Here is a 21,997-nt window from a genome sequence, read left to right on the forward strand (position 1 = left end):
GGGAAATGGCACTCTTTAGCTGAGGGGCGGGCCTGTTCGACCTGATCGTTCCCACGCTCTGCGTGGGAATGCAGCACGGGACGCTCTGCGTCCCAAAGCGGACGCGGAGCGTCCGGGGAGGCGTTACCACGCGGAGCGTGGGAACGATCAGGTCGGTCAGGCAGAGCGGGCGATGCCGTGCTTGCGAAGCTTTCTGTACAGCGTATTGCGGCTGACGCCCAACTGTTCAGCGGTATGGGTCATATGCCAGCGCGTCTGCTCAAGCGCATTGAGCAATGCGACACGCTCGGCGTCGTCCAATGGCTGCGCGACAATCTGCGCCGCCACCACCGCCGGCCGCGCCTGCCGAATCATCACCGGCAAATCCTCAACGCCGACCCGCCCGCCATCACACAACGCCGCCAGCGTGCGCAGGACATTGCGCAACTGCCGCACATTGCCCGGCCAGTTGAATGCCAACAACGCTTGCCGCGCCGCTTCGTCGATCAGAATCGTTTCGCCTCCCGCCTCCTCCGCCAGGAGAAAATCCAGCAACTGCGATTTATCACTTCGCTCGCGCAACGCCGGCAACGCCACTTCCAGCCCGTTCAAGCGGTAATACAGGTCTTCACGGAAACTGCCGTCCTCGACTCGTTCGAGCAAATTGCGGTGCGTCGCACTGATGATGCGCACGTCTACCGCTTGCGGCTCGCCGCCAATCGGCACCACTTGCCGATCTTCCAGCACACGCAGCAAGCGCGTCTGCAACGCCAGTGGCATGTCGCCGATTTCGTCGAGGAACAAGGTGCCGCCATCGGCCTGTTGCAGCTTGCCGCGCATGCCGTCCTTGCGCGCGCCGGTGAAGCTGCCGCCGCGATAGCCGAACAGTTCGCTCTCGATCAGGCTTTCCGGAATGGCCGCGCAATTGAGTGCGACGAAGGCATTGCCGCAGCGCTGGCTGGCCTGGTGCACAGCCTTGGCGAACGCCTCCTTGCCCGAGCCGGTTTCGCCGTTGATCAACAGCGGCACGTCGCGCTCGAACACGCGCAGGGCTTTGCGAAATTCCGCCTGCAACGCTTCATCGCCGAGGCAGATGCCGGACAGGCGTGGCGCTGGAGCAGTGATTGGCGCTGGAACAATGGCTGTCGGCTTGCGCGATTCGCCGCGCAACACCGCGAACAGATGCCGGCCATCACGGGTGCGCAGCGGCCAACTGGCGCTGGCGTTGGCACTCGCGCGACCAAGCAGGTCATCCAGCGAACAATCGAAAAACGCTTCCACCGGTTTACCGAGCAAACCACCGCGAATATGCCCGAGCAGGTTCAGCGCACTCTGGTTGACTGCGCTGATCCGCCCTTCGCCGTCAAACGCCAGCAGCCCTTCGCTGAACAGGCCGACGGACTCGGCCTGCAGATGGAAACGCAGCAACCACTGATTGTCGAAACAGCGCAGGAAGTAGCAGCTCTCGATCATCTTCGCCGACAGGTTGACCAGCGCCATGGTGTGGAACTGGCTCTGCCGCGAGACGTCCGGCCGCGCCGAAGACACATCGAGCACCGCCAGCAACTCACCATGGGGATCGAACACCGGGCTCGCCGAACAGGTCAGCCCGGTGTGGCGGCCGCGGAAGTGTTCGTCCTGGTGAATGGTCAGCGCCTGACGCTCGACCAGGCAGGTACCGATGCCGTTGGTGCCTTCGCAGGCTTCGCTCCAGTCAGCGCCGAGCCAGAGCCCGGCGCGCTCGAAAATCTTCCGTTCGGCCGGCGCGGTGACGCAATTGAGGATCACACCGCGCGCGTCAGTCAGCAGCACCGCATGGCCGGCGCCGGAGAGTTGCTGATGCAGGCTGCTCATCTCGGTGCCGGCAATTTGCAGCACTTGTTGCAGACGTTCGCGACTTTCCAGCACCCGGCCATGCTCAAGCACGGTCGGCGCCATGGTCACAGAAGGATCGAGGTGATAGTCCTCAAGGCAACGCAGCCACGAACGGGCGATCGATGGATCGGCGCCGGGGCCGTGCAGGCGCGGTTTGCCCTGGGTGACGGTGAGAACCTGGCGGGCATGGCGACTCAAATGGTTGTCGTGCATTTCTTATTGTTCTCCCCGGGGCGCGATGGCCCAAAGCATGAGGTGACGCCCAGCATCCTCCAGCGGCTCCGGCAATGCAATGCTGGCAAGACCGCCCGGTCACGGGCTGTGCCGCAAGCGGTACAAACTGTCACCCGTGCTGTACCGAAACCGTCACAGCGCCACTCCATTCGTCCGAGACAAACTGGCCAAGCCCTTGATTTGCCTGACCTGCACGGCAGTGGCCCGAGCCTTGCTCTACGCTTATAGCAAGCGCACTTGCGCGTTTCTCTAATAAGTACAAAGCCAAGGAGAACATCATCATGCGTTACGCCCACCCCGGTACTGACGGCGCCAAAGTCTCGTTCAAGAGCAAGTACGGCAACTACATCGGCGGCGAGTTCGTCGCGCCGGTCAAAGGTCAGTACTTCACCAATACCTCGCCAGTCAATGGCCAGCCAATTGCCGAATTCCCCCGCTCCACCGCCGAAGACATCGACAAGGCGCTGGACGCTGCCCACGCCGCCGCCGATGCGTGGGGTGCCACTTCGGTGCAGGCGCGCTCGCTGATCCTGCTGAAAATCGCCGACCGCATCGAAGAAAACCTCGAACTGCTGGCGATCACCGAAACCTGGGACAACGGCAAAGCCATCCGCGAAACCCTCAACGCCGACATCCCCCTGGCCGCTGACCATTTCCGTTATTTCGCCGGTTGCCTGCGCGCTCAGGAAGGCAGCGCTGCGGAAATCGACGGCAACACCGTGGCCTACCACATTCATGAACCGCTGGGCGTGGTCGGCCAGATCATTCCGTGGAACTTCCCGCTGCTGATGGCCGCGTGGAAACTCGCGCCAGCGCTGGCCGCCGGTAACTGCGTGGTACTCAAACCTGCCGAGCAAACCCCGCTGGGCATCTGCGTGCTGATGGAACTGATCGGCGACCTGCTGCCGCCGGGCGTGCTCAACGTCGTGCAAGGCTTCGGCAAAGAAGCCGGCGAAGCGCTGGCGACCAGCAAGCGCATCGCCAAAATTGCCTTCACCGGCTCGACCCCGGTCGGCTCGCACATCATGAAATGCGCGGCGGAAAACATCATCCCATCCACCGTGGAACTGGGCGGCAAGTCGCCGAACATCTTCTTCGAAGACATCATGCAGGCCGAGCCGAGCTTCATCGAAAAAGCCGCCGAAGGCCTGGTACTGGCGTTCTTCAACCAGGGCGAAGTGTGCACCTGCCCTTCCCGCGCACTGGTACAGGAGTCGATCTACGACGAATTCATGCAGGCCGTGATGAAGAAAGTCAGCCAGATCAAACGTGGCGACCCGCTGGACACCGATACCATGGTCGGCGCTCAGGCGTCGGAGCAGCAATTCGACAAGATCCTCTCGTACCTGGAAATCGCCAAGGGCGAAGGCGCGGAACTGCTCACCGGCGGCAAGGTGGAAAAACTCGAGGGCAGCCTGGCCACCGGTTATTACATCCAGCCGACCCTGCTCAAGGGCACCAACAAGATGCGCGTGTTCCAGGAAGAAATCTTCGGCCCGGTGGTGAGCATCACCACTTTCAAGGACGAAGCCGAAGCCCTGGCGATTGCCAACGACACCGAGTTCGGTCTCGGCGCCGGCCTGTGGACCCGCGACATCAACCGCGCCTACCGCATGGGCCGGGCGATCAAGGCCGGTCGCGTATGGACCAACTGCTACCACCTCTATCCGGCGCATGCCGCGTTCGGCGGTTACAAGAAGTCCGGCGTCGGGCGTGAAACCCACAAAATGATGCTCGACCATTACCAGCAGACCAAGAACCTGCTGGTGAGCTACGACATCAATCCGTTGGGATTCTTCTGATCCAGACGGGGTGAGGCAGGTGTTTCCTGCTTCGCCCTCTGGAGTGTCTTCGCGAGCAGGCTCGCTCCCACAGGTGATTCATGGTCGTACGCAACCCCCTGTGGGAGCGAGCCTGCTCGCGAAAGCGTTGTGCCATTCAACCCAATGGCCTGGCTGTAGCCGGGCCAATAAAACAATAAAAATGGTGAACCCTATGCCAAGCGAATCCCCGGCCGGCGCTCCGGCGACCGGCTCCTCCGTCGACTTCGAAAAAGTCGGCACCGATTATTTCCAACAACGCGAACTGAAAAAAGGCGCCGCCGGCTGGGTGCTGCTGGTGGGCCTCGGCGTCGCTTATGTGATTTCCGGCGACTACGCCGGCTGGAATTTCGGCCTCGCCCAGGGTGGCTGGGGCGGTATGTTTCTGGCCACGCTGCTGATGGCGACCATGTACCTGTGCATGTGCTTTTCCCTGGCCGAATTGTCCTCGATGATTCCCACCGCTGGCGGCGGCTACGGATTCGCCCGCAGTGCTTTCGGACCGTGGGGCGGGTTTCTCACCGGCACCGCGATCCTCATCGAGTACGCCATCGCCCCCGCTGCCATCGCGGTGTTCATCGGTGCGTATTGCGAGTCGCTGTTCGGTATTGGCAGCTGGATGATTTATCTGGCGTTCTACATCATCTTCATCGCCATCCATATTTTCGGGGTCGGCGAAGCGCTCAAGCTGATGTTCATCATCACCGCCGTCGCCGCGCTGGCGCTGGGGGTGTTTCTGGTGGTGATGGTGCCGCACTTCGACGTCGCCAACCTGCTCGACATCCCGGTGACCACTGCGGTCGGCGCCAGTGCGTTTCTGCCGTTCGGCTATGTCGGCGTATGGGCGGCAATTCCCTATGCGATCTGGTTTTTCCTTGCCGTTGAAGGCGTGCCATTGGCCGCCGAAGAAACCAAAAACCCCAAGCGCGACCTGCCGCGTGGCCTGATCGGGGCGATGCTGGTGCTGCTGATGTTTGCCCTGCTGATTCTGATCGTCGGTCCCGGCGGCGCCGGTGCGAATTCGCTGCTGACGTCGGGTAACCCGCTGGTCGAAGCACTGAGCAAGGCCTACGGTGGCTCGACGTGGATGGGCAGCTTCGTCAATCTCGTCGGCTTGGCGGGACTGATCGCCAGTTTCTTCTCGATCATCTACGCCTACTCGCGGCAGATCTTCGCGCTGTCGCGGGCCGGTTACCTGCCGCGCAAACTGTCGCAGACCAACAAAAGCAAGGCGCCGGTGCTGGCCCTGGTGATTCCCGGCATCATCGGCTTTGGTCTGTCGCTGACCGGCCAGGGCGACCTGCTGATTCTGGTCGCGGTGTTCGGCGCTACCATTTCCTATGTGCTGATGATGGCCGCGCACATCACCCTGCGCATCCGTCGCCCCAAAATGGACCGGCCGTACCGCACGCCGGGTGGCATTTTCACCTCGGGTGTGGCGCTGGTATTGGCGTGCATCGCCGTGGTGGCGGGCTTCCTCGTCGATCCACGGGTGGTGATCGGCGCGGCGATCATCTATGGAGTGTTAATTGCTTACTTTGCTTTCTACAGTCGGCATCACTTGGTAGCGGGCACGCCGGAAGAAGAATTCGCGGCGATTCAAAAAGCTGAACAAGCCTTGCACTGATTGTCGAAAACCACGGCGCAGAGGCATTCTGCGCCGTCACGGAGAACGCTGAATGGCCAGTTTTGCTCACACGGTCGGCGCGCAGACTTACCGCTTCGACAGCCTCAAAGACGTCATGGCCAAGGCCAGCCCCGCCCGCTCGGGGGATTTTCTCGCCGAGATCGCCGCGCTCAACGACGGCGAACGGGTGGCCGCGCAAATGGCCCTGGCGGACATCCCGCTCACCCAATTCCTGCAAGAAGCGCTGATTCCCTACGAAGCCGATGAAGTCACTCGGCTGATCATCGACACCCACGACAAGCAAGCCTTCGCCGTGGTCAGCCACCTCACCGTTGGCGGCTTTCGCGACTGGCTGCTCAGTGATGCGGCGGACGAAACCAGCCTGCGCGCCCTCGCTCCCGGCCTGACCCCGGAAATGGTCGCCGCCGTGTCGAAAATCATGCGCGTGCAGGATCTGGTGCTGGTCGCGCAGAAAATCCGCGTGGTCACCCAATTTCGCGGCACCCTCGGTTTACCCGGGCGCCTGTCGACCCGCCTGCAACCTAACCACCCGACCGACGAGCCGTCCGGCATCGCCGCGAGCATTCTCGACGGCCTGCTCTACGGCAACGGTGACGCAATGATCGGGGTCAACCCGGCCACCGACAGCATCGCTTCGATCTGCGCAATGCTGGAAATGCTCGACGCGATCATCCAGCGCTACGACATCCCGACCCAGGCCTGCGTGCTGACCCACGTCACCACTTCGATCGAGGCGATCAACCGTGGCGTGCCGCTGGATCTGGTGTTCCAGTCGATTGCCGGCACTGAGGCGGCCAACGCCAGTTTCGGTATCAACCTCAATGTATTGCAGGAAGGCTACGACGCCGGGCTCAGCCTCAAGCGCGGCACCCTCGGGCAGAACCTGATGTATTTCGAAACCGGTCAGGGCAGCGCGCTGTCGGCCAACGCCCACCACGGCATCGATCAACAGACTTGCGAGACAAGGGCCTACGCCGTGGCGCGACATTTCAAGCCGTTCCTGGTGAACACCGTCGTAGGATTTATCGGCCCGGAATACCTCTACAACGGCAAGCAGATCATCCGCGCCGGCCTCGAAGACCACTTCTGCGGCAAGTTGCTCGGCGTGCCGATGGGCTGCGACATCTGCTACACCAACCACGCCGAAGCCGATCAGGACGACATGGACACCCTGCTGACGTTGCTCGGCGTCGCCGGGATCAACTTCATCATGGGCATCCCCGGCTCCGACGACATCATGCTCAATTACCAGACCACTTCGTTTCACGACGCTTTGTACGCCCGCCAGACCCTGGGCCTGAAACCGGCGCCAGAGTTCGAGCAATGGCTGGCCAACATGGGCATCTTCACCCAGGCGGACGGCAAGGTTCGCTTCGGCAACAACCTGCCGCCGGCCTTCCGCCAGGCCTTGGCGCACTTGGGATGAGTCTTATGGAAAAACCTCCGGTCGATCCGCAAAACCCGTGGCTGGAACTGCGCCGCCTGACCCCGGCACGCATTGCCTTGGGCCGCACCGGCACCAGTCTGCCGACGCGGGCGCAGCTGGATTTTCAGTTTGCCCACGCCCAGGCCCGCGATGCTGTGCACCTGGCCTTCGATCACAGCGAAATCAGCGCACAACTGAGCGAGCGCGGGCGGGAAACCCTGGCGCTGCAAAGCGCCGCGCCGGACCGACACACCTATCTGCAACGCCCGGACCTGGGGCGCAAGCTCAGCGATGAAGCGGCGCAGACCTTGCGCGACGACGCCAGCCAACACCCGGGCGGCGTCGATCTGGTGCTTGTCGTCGCGGATGGCCTGTCGGCGCTGGCGGTGCACCGCCACACCCTACCGTTCCTGACGCGCCTGGAAGAACAGATGAGCGGCGACGGCTGGTCCGTGGCGCCGGTGGTGCTGGTGGAACAGGGCCGCGTCGCCATCGGTGACGAGATCGGCCAGCTGCTCGGGGCGAAAATGGTGGTGATGCTGATCGGCGAGCGCCCGGGTTTGAGTTCGCCGGACAGCCTCGGGCTGTATTTCACCTACGCGCCAAAGGTCGGCCTGACCGACGCCTATCGCAACTGCATTTCCAATGTTCGGCTTGAAGGTTTGAGCTACGGCATGGCGGCGCATCGCTTGCTGTATCTGATGCGCGAGGCGTGTCGGCGCCAGCTGTCGGGGGTCAACCTGAAGGATGAAGCTCAGTTGCACACATTGGAGGCGGACGACGCTGTCGACATGAAAGGCAACTTCCTGCTCGATCCACCGCCAGCCTGAACCGTTTCCGCATTGCCTTTCTGCGCTGCTTTCAGGCAGGATCGACGCACGGCCGCCCGGGTTTCCCATCGCCGTCAGAGCAGTTGAAGACAGCCACTTGAAGACGAGACCTATCATGCGGATTATTCAAGCGACCCTCGAACATCTGGATTTGCTGACTCCTTTGTTCGTCAAATATCGCGAGTTCTACGGCTCCCTGCCTTACCCGGATTCCTCCCGCGCGTTCCTCGAGAAGCGCCTGCGCCGCAAAGAGTCGGTGATCTATCTGGCCCTGGCCGACGATGACGACAAGAAACTCATGGGCTTCTGCCAGCTCTATCCGAGCTTTTCGTCGCTGTCGCTCAAACGCGTGTGGATTCTCAACGATATCTACGTTGCCGAAGATGCGCGCCGGCAACTGGTCGCCGACAACCTGATCCGCACTGCGAAGAAAATGGCCAAGGAAACCCAGGCCGTGCGCATGCGCGTATCGACCAGCGCAAACAACGAAGTGGCGCAGAAAACCTACGAATCAATCGGCTTCAAGGAAGACACCGAGTTCAAGAACTACGTACTGCCAATCAGCGACGAGCTCTGACTCCAACGGCTTCGGTGATGAGGGAGTTCGCTCCCTCGCCACGGCCACCCCTTCCCTGACAATTGCTCACTTCGCGACACTCCCCGCTACAAAACCGACGCGCTTTTCATCGCTCAGACCGTATAATCCCGATCTTTCCGGCTTGTAAGAAAAACTACACCCCGCTGTAGGCTTACACGAAGTCATCCGCACAGGCCTGCCGAGTCGGGCCGTCATACAGGTGCCCCCATGGATTTCAACCCGCTCGACCTTATCCTGCATCTCGATGTGTATCTCGATTTGCTGGTGAACAACTATGGGCCATGGATCTACGCCATCCTGTTTCTGGTGATCTTCTGTGAAACCGGTCTGGTGGTGATGCCGTTCCTGCCGGGTGACTCGCTGCTGTTCATCGCAGGCGCAGTGGCGGCCGGCGGCGGCATGGATCCGGTGCTGCTCGGTGGCCTGCTGATGCTGGCGGCGATCATGGGCGACAGTACCAACTACGTGATCGGACGCACGGCCGGGGAGAAGCTGTTCAGCAACCCGAACTCGAAAATCTTCCGTCGCGACTACCTGCAAAAAACCCACGACTTCTACGACAAGCACGGCGGCAAGACCGTGACCATGGCGCGTTTCCTGCCGATCATCCGCACCTTCGCGCCGTTCGTCGCGGGCGTGGCGCGGATGCCGTACCCGCGTTTCTTCGGCTTCAGCGTGCTCGGCACCATCCTCTGGGTTGGCGGTCTGGTCACCTTGGGTTACTTCTTCGGCAACGTGCCGTTCATCAAGAAAAACCTCTCTCTGCTGGTGGTGGCAATCATCCTGCTGTCGCTGGTGCCGATGATCATCGGCGTGGTGCGCAGCCGGTTCGGCGGCACCAAAGTGCAATCGCACTGATCCGATGTGGTCACTGAGCGCCTGGCGACGCCGGCGCCTCCTGGCCAGGCACCCGATTGCCGACGACCTGTGGCAACGGGTGCGCCATCAACTCTCCTTCCTCGATGGCATCAGCGCTGCTGAAGACCAGTGGTTGCGTGAAGCGTGTGTGCTGTTTCTCGACGACAAACACCTGACCGCCCTGCCCGGCGTCGAACTGCATCAGGAACAACGCCTGCTGCTCGCCGCCCAAGCGCAGTTGCCGTTGCTGCATCTCGGTGATCTGAACTGGTATCAGGGTTTCCACGAGATCGTGCTGTACCCGGATGACTTCCTCAGCCCGCAACGTCATCGCGATGCCAGCGGCGTCGAGCATGAGTGGGACGGCGAACACAGCGGTGAGGCCTGGCAGCAGGGGCCGGTGATTCTCGCCTGGCCCGGCGTACAGGCCAGCGGTGGCTGGGAAGGCTACAACCTGGTGATCCACGAACTGGCGCACAAGCTCGATATGCTCAACGGCGACGCCAACGGCCTGCCGCCACTGCACACCGACATGCGCGTCAGCGACTGGGCCGAAGTGATGCAGGCCGCCTACGACGACCTCAACCGCCAGCTCGACCACGATCCCGACGCCGAAACCGCCATTGATCCCTACGCCGCCGAGAACCCGGCGGAGTTCTTCGCAGTCACCAGCGAATACTTCTTCAGCGCCCCGGATCTGCTCCACGAGGCTTATCCACAGGTCTACTTGCAACTGCAGCTTTTCTACCGGCAGGATCCGTTGGGCAGACTGCGGCAACTTCAGGCCACAGACCCGGTCTATCAGGCGCACGACTAAGCTCTGCACGACTTCTGGTACGTGGCGTCGGCGTAGGAATGTGCCTATAATCGCCGCCACTTTTTGGTCAATCCGGCCAAGTGTTTTTGGTCAACTACGGGGGCAACGCCCAATGAGCTACAGCAAGATTCCGGCTGGCAAAGACCTGCCGAACGACATCTACGTCGCGATCGAGATCCCGGCCAACCACGCGCCGATCAAATACGAAATCGACAAAGACAGCGATTGCCTGTTCGTTGACCGTTTCATGGCCACCCCAATGTTCTACCCGGCCAACTACGGTTACATCCCGAACACCCTGGCTGACGACGGTGATCCCCTCGACGTACTGGTCGTGACCCCTTACCCGGTAGCGCCAGGCTCGGTGATCCGCGCGCGCCCAGTCGGCATCCTGAACATGACCGACGACGGCGGCGGCGATGCCAAAGTCATCGCCGTGCCACACGACAAGCTGTCGCAGCTGTACGTCGACGTGAAGGAATACACCGACCTGCCACCCCTGCTGATCCAGCAGATCGAGCACTTCTTCGCGAACTACAAGGATCTCGAGAAGGGCAAGTGGGTCAAGATCGAAGGCTGGGCCGGCGCAGACGCCGCCCGCGAAGCGATCACCAAGTCGGTTGCCGCCTACAAGGGCTAAGCCATTGCGCCTTGCGTGACGCTTGAAAAAAACCCCGGATTTCCGGGGTTTTTTGTTATTGGCGTCTGCATAATCGACTCGGTTGTTCTGGTCGATGTAACTCGAAATACACCTTGGTTGGCCCCCTCTCCCTCCGGGAGAGGGTTGGGTGAGGGGCTCTTGAAAAAGCCCGACTAAACAAACCGTTTAAATTCCTACATGCAGTTTTAATCTGTTTAATTTCCCACAAGTACGTCTTACATCCCGTCGCAAAATACAGGCTTTTTTTGAACGCCCGGTTTATTCAAACCGCTCTAGTCCGGCCGTAGACTCCGTGTTTATGAGAAAGAACACTAGCGGTCCACGATTCAAGGCACTCCTGGAAGCAGCGAACATCAGCACCACGGATTTCGCAAGGTTCTGGGGCACGGAAGCCCAAAACGTTCATAACTGGTACACCCGGGGCGTCCCGGCGTATCGCATGGAAGAAGTCTCACGCCTGTTGTCGGTCAATAGTGAATGGCTGAAAACCGGGGAAGGCGTCAAGGAGGTCGCGCGCCTGCACCCACCCGCCAGCAACGGCGACACGTTCGATGCCCAGTCCATCTGCGGCGTCTACACCGTCATCAACCCCAGCGACATCGACCTGGCATTTTTCAAGGAAACCCCGATCGCCAACGGCGATGGCAAAACCCACGTCATCCTCGACCCCGACCAGTCCCTGCGCCTGCCCCGCGCCCACCTCGATCAACTCGACATCCAGCACGCCAACGCCATCTGCGCGCACATGATCGGCAACAGCATGGCCGATCGCATCGAAGACGGCTCCATCGTCGCCATAGACCGCGGTCTGACCCAGGTCGTCGACGGCGAAATCTACGCCGTAGAGCACGACGGCATGCTGCGCATCAAATACCTGCACCGCATGCCCGGCAACGGCCTGCGCATGCGCAGCCACAACAGCGCCGAATACCCCGACGAGGTCTTCCGGCCGGCCCAGATCGAAGAGCAGCGGATTCACATTCTTGGCTGGGTGTTCTGGTGGTCGACACTGGGCAAGCGCCGGCCGGTGGTGCCGTTTCTATGACTGTTTGCCAGAACCTGTGGGAGCGGGCTCGCCCGCGAAGAGGCCCTGACAACCGGTACAAATCCCGAGTTTGTACCGCTTCAGTCGCTCTAAACCGCACTTGAGGCTGGGAATCCAAAGCAAAACTCAGTATCCTGCGCCCCACATTCGCGCATCGACCCGTCCAGCGGCTCGGATGACGCCCGACGCGGCAGACCAACGTCTGACCAAGTCCCACAGCCGGACGCAGATCCGGATGTACGTTTTGAAGGCTGGCGCGGTTTACCAAAAATAAACCAAGCCAGTCCCCGAGAAGCCGGCCACAAGCCGGCTTTTTAATGCCTGCAAAAAGGCTACGCCTCTCGCTTGGAAGGAATCGAACAAGCTGGGCACCACTGTTCCGAAACGCTTCACAAGGAAGTTAAAACGTGCGATTCGCCCCTCGTTTCACACTGCTTGGACCGGTCATCCTGATCGCTGCGATGAGTTTTTATCTCTCAGGCTGCGTCGGTGCCATCGTGGCTTTGCCTGAGAAAACCACACTCAGAACTGACGAGTACAAAGCTCTAAGTGCTCGTTCGCTCACGCCAGCGATTACCCGAACCGCGCAATCAGCGCCTACCCGTGAATGGTGTGGCATCACGGTTTGGGCGTTGATCATTCCTGTTCCGCTGAAATTGCCCGTGTGTACGTCGTATTCCGAGCAGTCCTTTGGCAGTGACGAGTCCGGCAATGAAATTGTTTTGCTCTATTCAAAACAAACGGTGCCGTCGCCGTTCTACGCCTGCGGGCCGTTCATGATGCTGGGCCCGATTGTGCATGGTTATCAGGGCAACGCGCTTTGCGGCGTTTTTCCTGATTAGCCGGATTCACGGATAACTGAACGACTTCACCAACGTCAGTTCCCCCGCCGTCCGCATCGGCACTACAAACGTCTCCATCTTCTCGCTCGGCGTGCCTTCTTCAGTAATCACCGTCACCTGCGCCGTGGTCAGCGCCTGAACCGCTTCATCCCCACCTTCGTCATCTCCGCGATACCCGCCGCCGTAATAATTCACATACACCAGATACTGCCCCTTGATCGGCGCGGGCATGGCGGCGATTTCCGGGCCGTAGCCGGTGGTGACGTCGACGTCGAGGGCGGCGCCGTTGGCGGCGCTGCGGTTGCCGTACCAGATGTGGGCGCCGTCGGGGGTGACGAGGTGCAGGTCGAGGTCGGTGCCGTCGCTGTCCCAGGCCAGCAGGACGCGCAGTTTGGCCGGGGTGGCGCCGCCGCGGGCGTTGAGGAATTGCGTGCGGTGGCGTTGCTGGCCGTCGGCGCTGCGCACTTCGACGCTGTTGCTGCCGTTGGGGAAGGAGAACGGGCGATCGAAGCCGCCGGCGGGGTCGATTTTCAGCGGCATGCTGACGCCGTTGACGATCAGGCGGCCGGGTTCGTTGTTCTTCGGCACGGCTTTGATCTGGCCGCTGATTCTGGCGGTATTGGCCTGGCCAAGCGGTGTGTTGACCGACGAGGCCGGGTAGTTGACGGTCTGGCGAAAGCTCTCGCCCTCGCCTTGCGGTGCGCCGCTGCGCCAGCCGCCGACTGGGGTGTCGAGTTTGACGCCATCGGCGGCGAACGCTTGCGGCAGTACGTTGAGGGCACAGAGCAGCAGCAAGACCTGTGGATAACGGAGTGTCATGGTCTATTCCAGCAAAAGGTGACGGGCGAGCCCTTCGATGTAGGTTTCATCCTGGCCGTTGGGGTGTGCTTCGAAGGCCAGGTGCAGATATTCGTGGGTCAGGTCGAGGCGATCCTGCAGGGTCAGCACGCCGCGCACATAAATGCGCTGACGCTCACGGTCGACGAAGGGCCGGCCGAAGGCGAGTTTGCATACGGCGAAAGTGCTGACTTCGTTGTAGCCGGTTTCGCTTTCAAGCCTCGGACGCCAGCCGCGCCGCTGCTTCTGCAGCCAGTCTTGCGCGGCGGGCAATGCTTCGCAGGAGGCGACCGGGTTGTCCCAACGGCTGAGGCTGGCGCGTGGATAGGCGTGCAGCAGAATCGCGTCGTAGCGCTGCCCAGCGTTCGCTTGCTCGACGGCTTGCTGCCAGGCGAGTTTGTCCGGGCCGGGCTGGTCGGAGTGATAGGTGACGGTGCTGCCGGCCAGTACCAGGTCCGCCGTCCACGCCGCGATGTTGCGTGACTCGGCCGAGGCTGGACGCGGGGCGACGCGCTGGCGATTGCTGCTGTCGTCGATGCTCAGACAATCGCCGTTGCGTGTGGCGTTTTGCAGCAGATAAGTGCGGATCGCTACGGCCAGCGCCTTGGCGGCTTCGGCGGGTTGCGGTTTGGCTTCGCGTTCGAGAACGCGAGCGACATATTCTTCGCGATCAAGTCTTGCGACGAGTTTGTCGTTGAGCAGAAAAAGCTCGCCATCGCTGTGGATGTCCAGCGCATTGCCGTTGGCGAATTCGACGCGGTAGTCGCCGCGCAATGGCCCGGACGTGGCGACACGGTCACCTGACAAAACCTTGGAAACCGGATATTTCGAAAACAGCCTGACTTCCACGCAACGCCCCGTGTCCGCTGGCCACGCCGTCGGCAACACGCTGGCCAGCGCCTGACCGTAGTGACGCAGAACCATTTGACTGGTACCGCGCCCACCCGCCCAGATCGGTGCGCCGTCGGCGCTCCAGCCGGCGAATCCACCTTGCCGCGATTGTGCATCCTGGTCGCCGAGCCAGCTCCAGGTCTTCACCCGCAGGCGTCCGCCCAACTCGCCGACAACATTGCCGTCCGCCGCGTTCAGCACGACATCGAGCAGCACGCGGCGCATCTGTTCCTGCGCTGGCAGCAACGCCAGAACGCTCAATAACTCGGCAACCGAAACCCTTGTTGCCGGTTGCACGGCTGGCAAATCCAGCAACCACGTCGGCGCTTGCCGCGCCTGCCAATACGCTCGCCAATCCGTAGCTGCAATGCCCAACCGCGCCGGTTCGAAATACAGACCGCAGGACTTCACCAGTGCCTGATCCCGCTCGATCTTGCCGCCCGCAGAGCAGCAATAAACTTCTTCTTTGGACTGCCCGCGACATTCATAAGCCGGTTCCCGTGCACCGGTATCCACCAGCCACGCGTAGACGAACAACTTCCACAGACTGCCCAGCGGCGCATCCAGCGACGCTGGCAACGGTTCGCGCTTGATCAGTTGTGTCTGACTCAACGACAACAACTCGCCCTGATAGGCCACGCGCAACGGCTCGTCCTGCGCTGTCGCCAGCGCAGGCATCACGCACATCAGCAGCCACAACAGCGGCCGGCGCATGTCAGTTGACCGTGACCTGACCGAGGGCGGCTTTCGCCTCCTGGGCCTGAAGCTGCGGCGCATACACCTGCTTGAAGCGTACCGGTGGCAGGTTGAACTGGCCCTTCTGCGAGAAGCGCACCAGATGACGCAGGCGCAACTCACCGCTCAATGCATCGACCGGCACCGCGTAAGCCAACTGACCCGGTTCGAAACGCGCCTTCTCCAGCGCGGTCGGTTCGGTGCCGTCCTTGCCCTGCAACTTGATGCCCCACGTCGTGCGCTCGACATCCGCGCCCGGTGGCAGCGGCACTTCAAGCATGCCGTAGCGCAGCGGTTTCGCTGCCTTGCTGGTGAGGATCACCTCGTCCAGGTACAGGCTGTCGCTGGACAACGGTTTAGTGCCGACCGGCTCGAGTTTGAAGGTGAACGCTTCGTCGCCCGGCACCAGCCGCGACAGGCGCCGGGTGATGGTCACGGCCATCGGATCGCCCTGCGGCTGTTGAGTCTGGAAGCTCAGCGCCGCACGCAGCGGCCGCTCTTGCGTGCCGGACACGCTCAGCACGCTCGGCAGCGGCGTCGCACCTTGCCATGTCCAGTACATCTCGCCGCTGGCGCCGTAGTTTTTCTTCCAGCCCTCACCCGGCATCAGCGCGATGGTCGGCGAAGCCTGAGCGATGCTGCGTTGCAGCCAGGTCAGCGCCAGTGCACGTTCCAGCGTCGATTGCTGCGGCAACAGGCGTTGCAACAACGCCGTCGCACGGGCCTGATCAAACGGTTGCAGCGACAGGTTCAGTGCTTCGACGAAGGGCTGCGAGCTGACCGCCAGACGTTGTTGCGCTGCGCCCAGTTGACGATTGAATGCCTCCGGCAAAGCAACTTTCACCTGCGAGGCCAACGATGCAGTGAGTACCCGTGCCGTCGCCAGACCAAGTGCCGAATCCGGGTCGTTCATCACCAGACTGTCCTGGCCGTCGTCGAGCAAGGTTTCGGCAGCGCCTTCACCGGCCTTGGCCAGATCGTCGATCAAACCGCTGAGCAGCGTGTTCACTGGCAGCTGCATCTGTTTGGCGAACGACAGAATCAGCGCCCGTTGCAGCAATGGCGTATTCGGCGCTTGCTTGGCATAAACCTCCAGCACCCGCTGCCAGTGCTCCGGCGGCAGGGTCAGGTCGAGTACGCGGCTGGCATTCCAGTCGGCGAAATAGGCATAGGCGGTGAGAAAGGCATCGGGCTCGCCGTCGTAGCCCCACCAAGTAAAGCTCGCCGACGGCCCGGCCATTTGCACCAGGCGCAGACGACTGTTCTGCATGATCAGGCGCAAGCGATCGCGAATCTGCGGGTTCGAAGCCAGCGATGGATAGGCGATGCTTAGCGGCAGCAAGCGACTGGCCGTCTGCTCGACGCCGCCGCACGGGTAGCTCAGCAGATCATCGAGGGCGGAACGGAACAGCGCTTGCGGACTGTCATCCAGACGCAGGCGGATATCCGTGGCATCCGCCGGCAAACTCAACGGCGTATCGCCGCTGACCACGTCGAGGCTTTGGGTCTGGGTGACCTGCCAGCCTTCACCGGTGGCACTCAAGCGCACAGCCAGGGCATCGGCGACTTTGCCATCCTGCACCAGCTCCGCCGTCCACTCGCCAGAGGCCAAAGCGAACGCCGGCAGTGGCAGGTAATTGATGCCGCTGTTCAAAGTCACCGGCAGACGTTGTTCGGTACCGGCATAGTGAGTCACCAGTTCCGCCTTGACCGGTTTCTCCGCCTGACTGAACGCAAACACGCCCAGTTGCGGCTGATCGCCCTTGCGGAATCTGCTCGGCCCGCTCCACTTCAGGTACAGCGGTTTTTCCGAACGGACAAACTGCTTCTTCTGCCCGACCTGACCGTCATCGGCAATCGCCCGCGCGGTGATGCGCCAGCGGGTCAGCGAGTCCGGCATCTTGAAGGTGAAGCGGGTTTTGCCGTCGGCGCCAGTCAACAACTCCGGCTGCCATGCAGCGGTGTCGACGTCTTCACGGCGCGGACGCTCAAGCACTTTCACGCCGCGCTCGCTGCGATTGGCCTTGCCCGGTGCGCCGGGGCTGCCCGGCAAGGCCACGTCGTAGCTGATGAACGACAGGCTGGCACTGGTGCGCACGTTGTTGCGCCGTGGGTGATAGAAGAACTGGTCGATGGTCGGCGCGACTTCCGGTTGCAGCGCGTAGACCATTTCGTCGACCACGCTGACCGTCAGATGCGCCGGAACCGCTTTGCCGGCGAACTGAGTGGTCAGGTCGACCGTGACCGTATCGCCCGGCAGATACACCGCTTTGTCGGTGCTGATTGCCACGTCGATTTGCGGCGCGACCACTTTGATCCCGGCGTTCTGGAAGCTGTACTGACCGCCCTTGGTGTAGAGCACGGAGAAGGTCAGGTTCGGCGCGAAGTTGTCTTTCACCGCAATGCGCGCGCGGTACTGAGTGTCGCTGAGTTTTTCCAGCGTCAACCAGTCAGCGCCCTTGGCCAGCAGCGCAGTGGCCTCGACCTTGTCGCGCTCCAGCGACAGCAATGCATCGCTGACCGGCTCAGGGAAGGTGATCAGCGCCAGCGCTTCTTCGCCCGCCTTGTACTCGGGCTTGTCGAGGACGATTTCCACGGTACCCGGCACCGCTTTCACACCGTCGCCGGTGACCGAATGGCCGGTGGCGCCGAGGACGCGACCGTGTTGATCCTTCAGCGTCAGGTTGTAGGTGCCCGGACGTTCGAAGGCGAGGCTGAAGCCTTTGTCCGTTGCGGCGAGTTTGCCTTCGCCGGTGCTCTGATCTTCCAGGCGCACCCAGGCGTAGCTGCTCGGCGTTACGGCTTTGCTCTGTTCGGTGCCACCCTCATTCGCGAAGCTGAAGACAACCTTGTCGCCGACCGCGCTGAACCGCTGCGGCGCGCTCAAGCGGAAGCTCGCCGCGCCACGGTCGATGAGGATTTCCTTGGTGGTCTTGACCCGATACGCCGCGCCGTCGCTGGCGAACACGGTGAGCATGTAGCGGCTCGGTTTTTCCGCCGCTGGCAGATCCAGTGTCGCGTTGCCTTTACTGTCGGTAGTCAGTTCGGTGCTGGTCAGTTCCACCGGAAATTGCCCGAGGTATTGCAGCTCGTTGTCGACCATGGACAGTTGCTGGGCACGCAGGCTCAGGCTCAATTTGGCATTGGCCACCGGTTTGCCGTCGGGGTAGAGCAGCACCAGGCTGCCTTTCACCGGCTCACCGGTGCGGTAATCCTGCTTGGCCAGATTCAGCGAGATCTCGAAGTGCGGCTTGATGTATTCGGCAACGCGGAAAGCACTGCTGTAGGCCTGATCCTTGTAGTTGAAACGGATCTCGTAACCACCGGCCACGGCGTTATCCGGCAACTGGAAACGGCCCTGGGTACCGGCCTTGGAATCCAGTTTCAGATCGAGGGTTTGCAGTTCGGTCCCCGTGGCATCAAGCACGCTGACACTGACATCCGCCGCGCCCGGCAGCACCGAATCACGGGCATTCTTGAACTCGCGACCGACGATTTTCAACGACACCCAATCGCCCGGACGATACAGCGGCCGGTCGGTGAAGGCGTAAAGTTTGGTGTCGTAGATTTCGCTGTCGTAGTAGAAGTTTTCCGAGACGAACACGCCGCCCTCTTCGTCCTCGCCGATGACGAACGAGCGCTCCGGACTGACGTGTTTCAGGCGCAGCAAACCGTCGGCATCGGTAGCGCCGCTGCTCATCACGCCGAGGCCATCGGTCCACAGCACATTGACCTTCGGCACCGAGCTGCCTTCGTGCTTGCGCGCGGCCCAGACCAGCAGTTCATCACCGGCAATTTTGCTCACCGCGACGGTGTTGGAGACGAAAACCATGGTGGTCGCGCGGTACTTGCCGATCAGCGCTTCAACCAGATACAGCCCCGGCTTCAGGTTACCCAGCGGGATGTAGACGTTGCCCGGCGCGACGCTGACGAAGTCGCTGGACGAGCCGGCTAGATTGACCCCGGCCGGCGGCTGGATAGGCTTGGCCTGCCACAGCGGATAACGGAACTGGCTGACCACCGGCAAACCCGGGATCAGCGCGAATTGCGGCTGCGCGTCGTATGGCGTCGGCGCGGCCATGGCCTCGCCCATTTTCAGCTCCGGCACTTCTTCGGTGACCTGCTTGCGCGACTCGTAGGAGAACGCACGCTGCATCACCCGCCGGGATTTGCGATACCAGTTGTCCCACAGATAGGCGAGGGTGTTGGACAGACCTTCGCCCTTGAACTGGCCGTCGCTGACGACGCGATGCAGGTTCTTCTGGCGCTTGAGGAAATCCAGCGGCTTGTCGATGCGATACACGCGAATGTCGGCGCCGCCGTACGGTTCCATGCGAAAGCGCCGGTAGTCACGACCCGGGGCTTCGAGGCGGACCATCGCCGGCTCGTCGCTGGCAAAACTGCTATCGGCGAGCAAGAAAAAACTCTCACCGGCCACCGGCGTGTAATTGCTCGGCTCCACCGAGTCTTCGGCGTTGACGCAGGAAAACGGCAGCAACAACGCCAACAGCAAAGAAATTCGCGAACAGATACGCAACATGCGGGCACCGGTCATTGGGAGAGAAAGTTCAGTCGATAGACGCCGATGAAGTTGGGGTTGGCTGCGTCGGGTATCCATCGGGTGTCCTTCCATGTCATGAGTTGCTGCAGGCTTGCCGAACGCATGCCGTTGTCAGTGGGGGTGGTGGTGCCGGTGTGATAGGCGATGTAGCGGCCCATCCAGATCATCAGGTGCTGGTCGTCGCCCTGATCGAAAAACATCAGGTCACCGGGCCGCGCCTGCGACACATCGCGGCCGACCAGATGGCTGTTGAACTGAATCAGTTTTATCGCGTTGACGTACGGCCCGACCTTGCCGCCGCCCTGCTGCCACTGTTGCGCGAGCTTGCGTTGCGCGTCGCTCAGCGCCAGTTCCGGCGGCAGATAGCGATTGGACAGACCATTGCTGCGCAGCCATTTGTCGTCATGGACTTTCAGCGCTTCGTTGGCGGCAAAGCGCACCAGCCCGGCGCAGTCCTGCTGATACCAGCGCGGGCTCGGGCCTTGGCTCAATTGCTCTTGAGCAATACGCACAAACCAGGCGCGGAATACCTGGGATTGCGCCGGATCGAGCGCTGGCGCTTCAACTGCTCGGGCGCCTGCGCTCAGCAACAACGCGAGCAAGCCGAGGCTGCGGATCAGTGCGCTCACAGCGCTTTCCATTCCAGCGGCAGCCATTGCCAGTGGCCGTCAGGCTCGCTGCCTTCAGGCAGGGTCAGGGCATATTTGCCGTAGCCGCCAAGGGTGCGCAGTTTCGGCATCAGGTAGGTTTGCGCAGCGTTATAAAACACCGGTTCCATGTCCTGCGGCAGGCTGTCGAGGGTTTCGCGCTGCATCAGTTGCGCCATCGCATCCGGGCCGAAGTAGATCGGCATCAGTACATCTTTTGGCAAAACGTCGGCCATCGGCGGGAAGCGCTTGTCGAGGGTGCCGAGGGCTTTGTCGACGAGTTTGTCGTCGAGGGAGAACAGCAGCGTCGAGCCGTGACGGGCGAGGCTGACTTTCATGAACGCCTTGCCGGAAATCGCCTCCGGGTTTTCAGCGGTCTTCGCCGCGTACGGACCGAAACTGGAACTGACCTGACGCTGCCAGACGTGGCTCTGGCTTTCCTGCTTGTCGATCACCGGGAATACGCTTTCGGCGACATTGGCTTCGAACGCGCCGACCATCGAGCCGAACAGTTTGCCCAGATCACCGTCAAGCTTGCTGCTGTCCTCGTCTTTGAGGCTGGCGACCAGCAGCGGTGTGTACAACCGCGAATCGGCGTACCAGCACAAGCCGGCCGCGCCAGCGACGTGTTCGGTCAGCGTTTGCGCAACAGCTTCATCGGCACCGAGTTTGATCAATATCGGTTTCTGCGGCTCGGCCGCCACCGGCAGGGTCACGCAAGCGCTCGCCCCCAACGGCATCGCCTGCCAGACCGGTTTGAAATCGAAGTCCGGCTGGTTTTCCAGTTCATCCATGGCCAGATAGCTGTGCCAGCCCTTGTCGTCCATGTCGAAACGCAGGCCGGCGAAATTCGGGATGAAGCGCTGATAGCCCATGGCGAGCACGCTGGAATTGACCGACAGACGCTGCTTGGTTTCCGGACTTTTCGCTGGCAAGCCGAACGCTTCGGGGAAGAGTTTTTCACCGTTGAGCAACGCCGCCAGCGCTTGCGCGGAAACGCGGCCCGACTCTTCCGAGACGCCGCTCTCGGGGTCGTAGTACTTGGCTGGATTGGACAACACCACCAGTTTGTCGCCGCGCGACGCGAACAGCAGTGATTTGCTGGCGTTGTAGCTGAGTTGATACAGCGGCACGTCATCGCCGCCGACTTTGAGGGTGCCGAAGATGCTGAGCTGAGTGTCATCCAGCGCCACTTTCGCCAACGGCTCGAGCAGCTTGGCCAAGCCGCCGCGATCCATCACCAAGAGAAAATCCTTCAAACGACCATCGGCGCCACGCCACAGCGCGACATCGGCCGGTTGATCAAAAAGCTGCTCGATCAGGCTGTCCTGCAATTTGAGGTCATGCTCGTAGATGATCCGCCGCAGGCTGCCGATCAGGCCGAGGCGGTCGGCGTGAGTTTCGTAATAGAAGACGAAATCCTCGGTGAGCGTGGCCTTGAGAAACGGCACCGTCAGCAGGTCCTTGGGCAACTGGCTCAGTGAACGGGTTTCGAGCAAGGCATCCGGACGGCCGAGGCCGAGCTTGTCACTGGCAAGTGTCGCCGGCGGCGCTTTGGGCTTGAGCAGCAGCCAGCCGAAACCGCCCGCCACACCGGCCACCAGGCACAGGCCGAGCAATACCAGCGGCCAGCGCCGCGAAGGTTTGGCCGCCGGTGTCGCGGCAGCTGGAGTCACAGTGTTATCGCTCATGT

Annotated in this window: 16 protein-coding genes; 10 read left to right on the top strand and 6 right to left on the bottom strand. The window is 61.7% G+C overall.

The window, feature by feature from the left end:
* Positions 1 to 156 precede the first annotated feature (156 nt).
* Positions 157 to 2,067 (bottom strand): sigma-54-dependent Fis family transcriptional regulator, encoded by a 1,911-nt coding sequence (locus tag OK411_RS24715; protein WP_264365820.1) that lies wholly within the window; start codon positions 2,065 to 2,067, stop codon positions 157 to 159.
* Positions 2,068 to 2,369: 302 nt separating this feature from the next.
* Here OK411_RS24715 and OK411_RS24720 point away from each other — a divergent pair, with 302 nt between their 5' ends.
* The 10 genes from OK411_RS24720 to OK411_RS24765 all read left to right on the top strand — a co-directional run bounded on the left by OK411_RS24720 (position 2,370) and on the right by OK411_RS24765 (position 12,633).
* Complete coding sequence (locus OK411_RS24720) at positions 2,370 to 3,890, top strand: aldehyde dehydrogenase family protein (protein ID WP_024014465.1); 1,521 nt, start codon at positions 2,370 to 2,372, stop codon at positions 3,888 to 3,890.
* A gap of 193 nt (positions 3,891 to 4,083) precedes the next feature.
* Complete coding sequence (eat, locus tag OK411_RS24725) at positions 4,084 to 5,535, top strand: ethanolamine permease (protein WP_264365821.1); 1,452 nt, start codon at positions 4,084 to 4,086, stop codon at positions 5,533 to 5,535.
* A gap of 52 nt (positions 5,536 to 5,587) precedes the next feature.
* Complete coding sequence (locus OK411_RS24730; RefSeq protein WP_264365822.1) at positions 5,588 to 6,982, top strand: ethanolamine ammonia-lyase subunit EutB; 1,395 nt, start codon at positions 5,588 to 5,590, stop codon at positions 6,980 to 6,982.
* A gap of 5 nt (positions 6,983 to 6,987) precedes the next feature.
* Positions 6,988 to 7,812, top strand: coding sequence for an ethanolamine ammonia-lyase subunit EutC (gene eutC, locus OK411_RS24735; RefSeq protein ID WP_264365823.1), 825 nt, complete (start codon positions 6,988 to 6,990; stop codon positions 7,810 to 7,812).
* A 115-nt stretch (positions 7,813 to 7,927) separates the two neighbouring features.
* Entirely contained in the window at positions 7,928 to 8,389 is a 462-nt protein-coding gene (locus tag OK411_RS24740) for a GNAT family N-acetyltransferase (RefSeq protein ID WP_016773002.1), read from the top strand.
* A gap of 228 nt (positions 8,390 to 8,617) precedes the next feature.
* On the top strand, positions 8,618 to 9,268 hold the full coding sequence (locus tag OK411_RS24745) for a DedA family protein (RefSeq protein WP_016773001.1): 651 nt from the start codon (positions 8,618 to 8,620) through the stop codon (positions 9,266 to 9,268).
* Between the two features lie 4 nt (positions 9,269 to 9,272).
* The gene (locus tag OK411_RS24750) at positions 9,273 to 10,085 is read left to right on the top strand and encodes a zinc-dependent peptidase (protein WP_016773000.1); all 813 of its coding nucleotides are present in this window, start codon (positions 9,273 to 9,275) and stop codon (positions 10,083 to 10,085) included.
* Between the two features lie 112 nt (positions 10,086 to 10,197).
* Positions 10,198 to 10,725, top strand: a complete 528-nt coding sequence (gene ppa / locus OK411_RS24755; RefSeq protein WP_003205933.1) for an inorganic diphosphatase — start codon at positions 10,198 to 10,200, stop codon at positions 10,723 to 10,725.
* 319 nt (positions 10,726 to 11,044) lie between these two features.
* Positions 11,045 to 11,791: a helix-turn-helix transcriptional regulator gene (locus OK411_RS24760; protein ID WP_073475694.1), complete on the top strand. Its 747-nt coding sequence runs from the start codon at positions 11,045 to 11,047 to the stop codon at positions 11,789 to 11,791.
* A 407-nt stretch (positions 11,792 to 12,198) separates the two neighbouring features.
* Positions 12,199 to 12,633 (top strand): hypothetical protein, encoded by a 435-nt coding sequence (locus tag OK411_RS24765; protein ID WP_225914394.1) that lies wholly within the window; start codon positions 12,199 to 12,201, stop codon positions 12,631 to 12,633.
* A 6-nt stretch (positions 12,634 to 12,639) separates the two neighbouring features.
* On the opposite strand, the gene OK411_RS24770 is transcribed toward OK411_RS24765, so the two are convergent.
* From OK411_RS24770 to OK411_RS24790, 5 genes are read right to left on the bottom strand one after another with little or no spacing between them, the layout of a single operon-like run.
* On the bottom strand, positions 12,640 to 13,452 hold the full coding sequence (locus OK411_RS24770; protein ID WP_110602926.1) for a YfaP family protein: 813 nt from the start codon (positions 13,450 to 13,452) through the stop codon (positions 12,640 to 12,642).
* A 3-nt stretch (positions 13,453 to 13,455) separates the two neighbouring features.
* Entirely contained in the window at positions 13,456 to 15,075 is a 1,620-nt protein-coding gene (locus tag OK411_RS24775) for a DUF2300 domain-containing protein (RefSeq protein ID WP_264365824.1), read from the bottom strand.
* 1 nt (position 15,076) lies between these two features.
* On the bottom strand, positions 15,077 to 19,651 hold the full coding sequence (locus OK411_RS24780) for an alpha-2-macroglobulin family protein (RefSeq protein ID WP_264365825.1): 4,575 nt from the start codon (positions 19,649 to 19,651) through the stop codon (positions 15,077 to 15,079).
* Complete coding sequence (locus OK411_RS24785; protein WP_071173713.1) at positions 19,648 to 20,298, bottom strand: DUF1175 domain-containing protein; 651 nt, start codon at positions 20,296 to 20,298, stop codon at positions 19,648 to 19,650. Before OK411_RS24785 ends, OK411_RS24780 begins: the two co-directional genes overlap by 4 nt.
* Complete coding sequence (locus OK411_RS24790) at positions 20,283 to 21,995, bottom strand: DUF2138 domain-containing protein (RefSeq protein ID WP_136494092.1); 1,713 nt, start codon at positions 21,993 to 21,995, stop codon at positions 20,283 to 20,285. Before OK411_RS24790 ends, OK411_RS24785 begins: the two co-directional genes overlap by 16 nt.
* Positions 21,996 to 21,997 lie beyond the last annotated feature (2 nt).

The sequence above is a fragment of the Pseudomonas sp. RG1 genome (genome assembly GCF_025910115.1).
Classification (GTDB): Bacteria; Pseudomonadota; Gammaproteobacteria; order Pseudomonadales; family Pseudomonadaceae; genus Aquipseudomonas; species Aquipseudomonas atacamensis.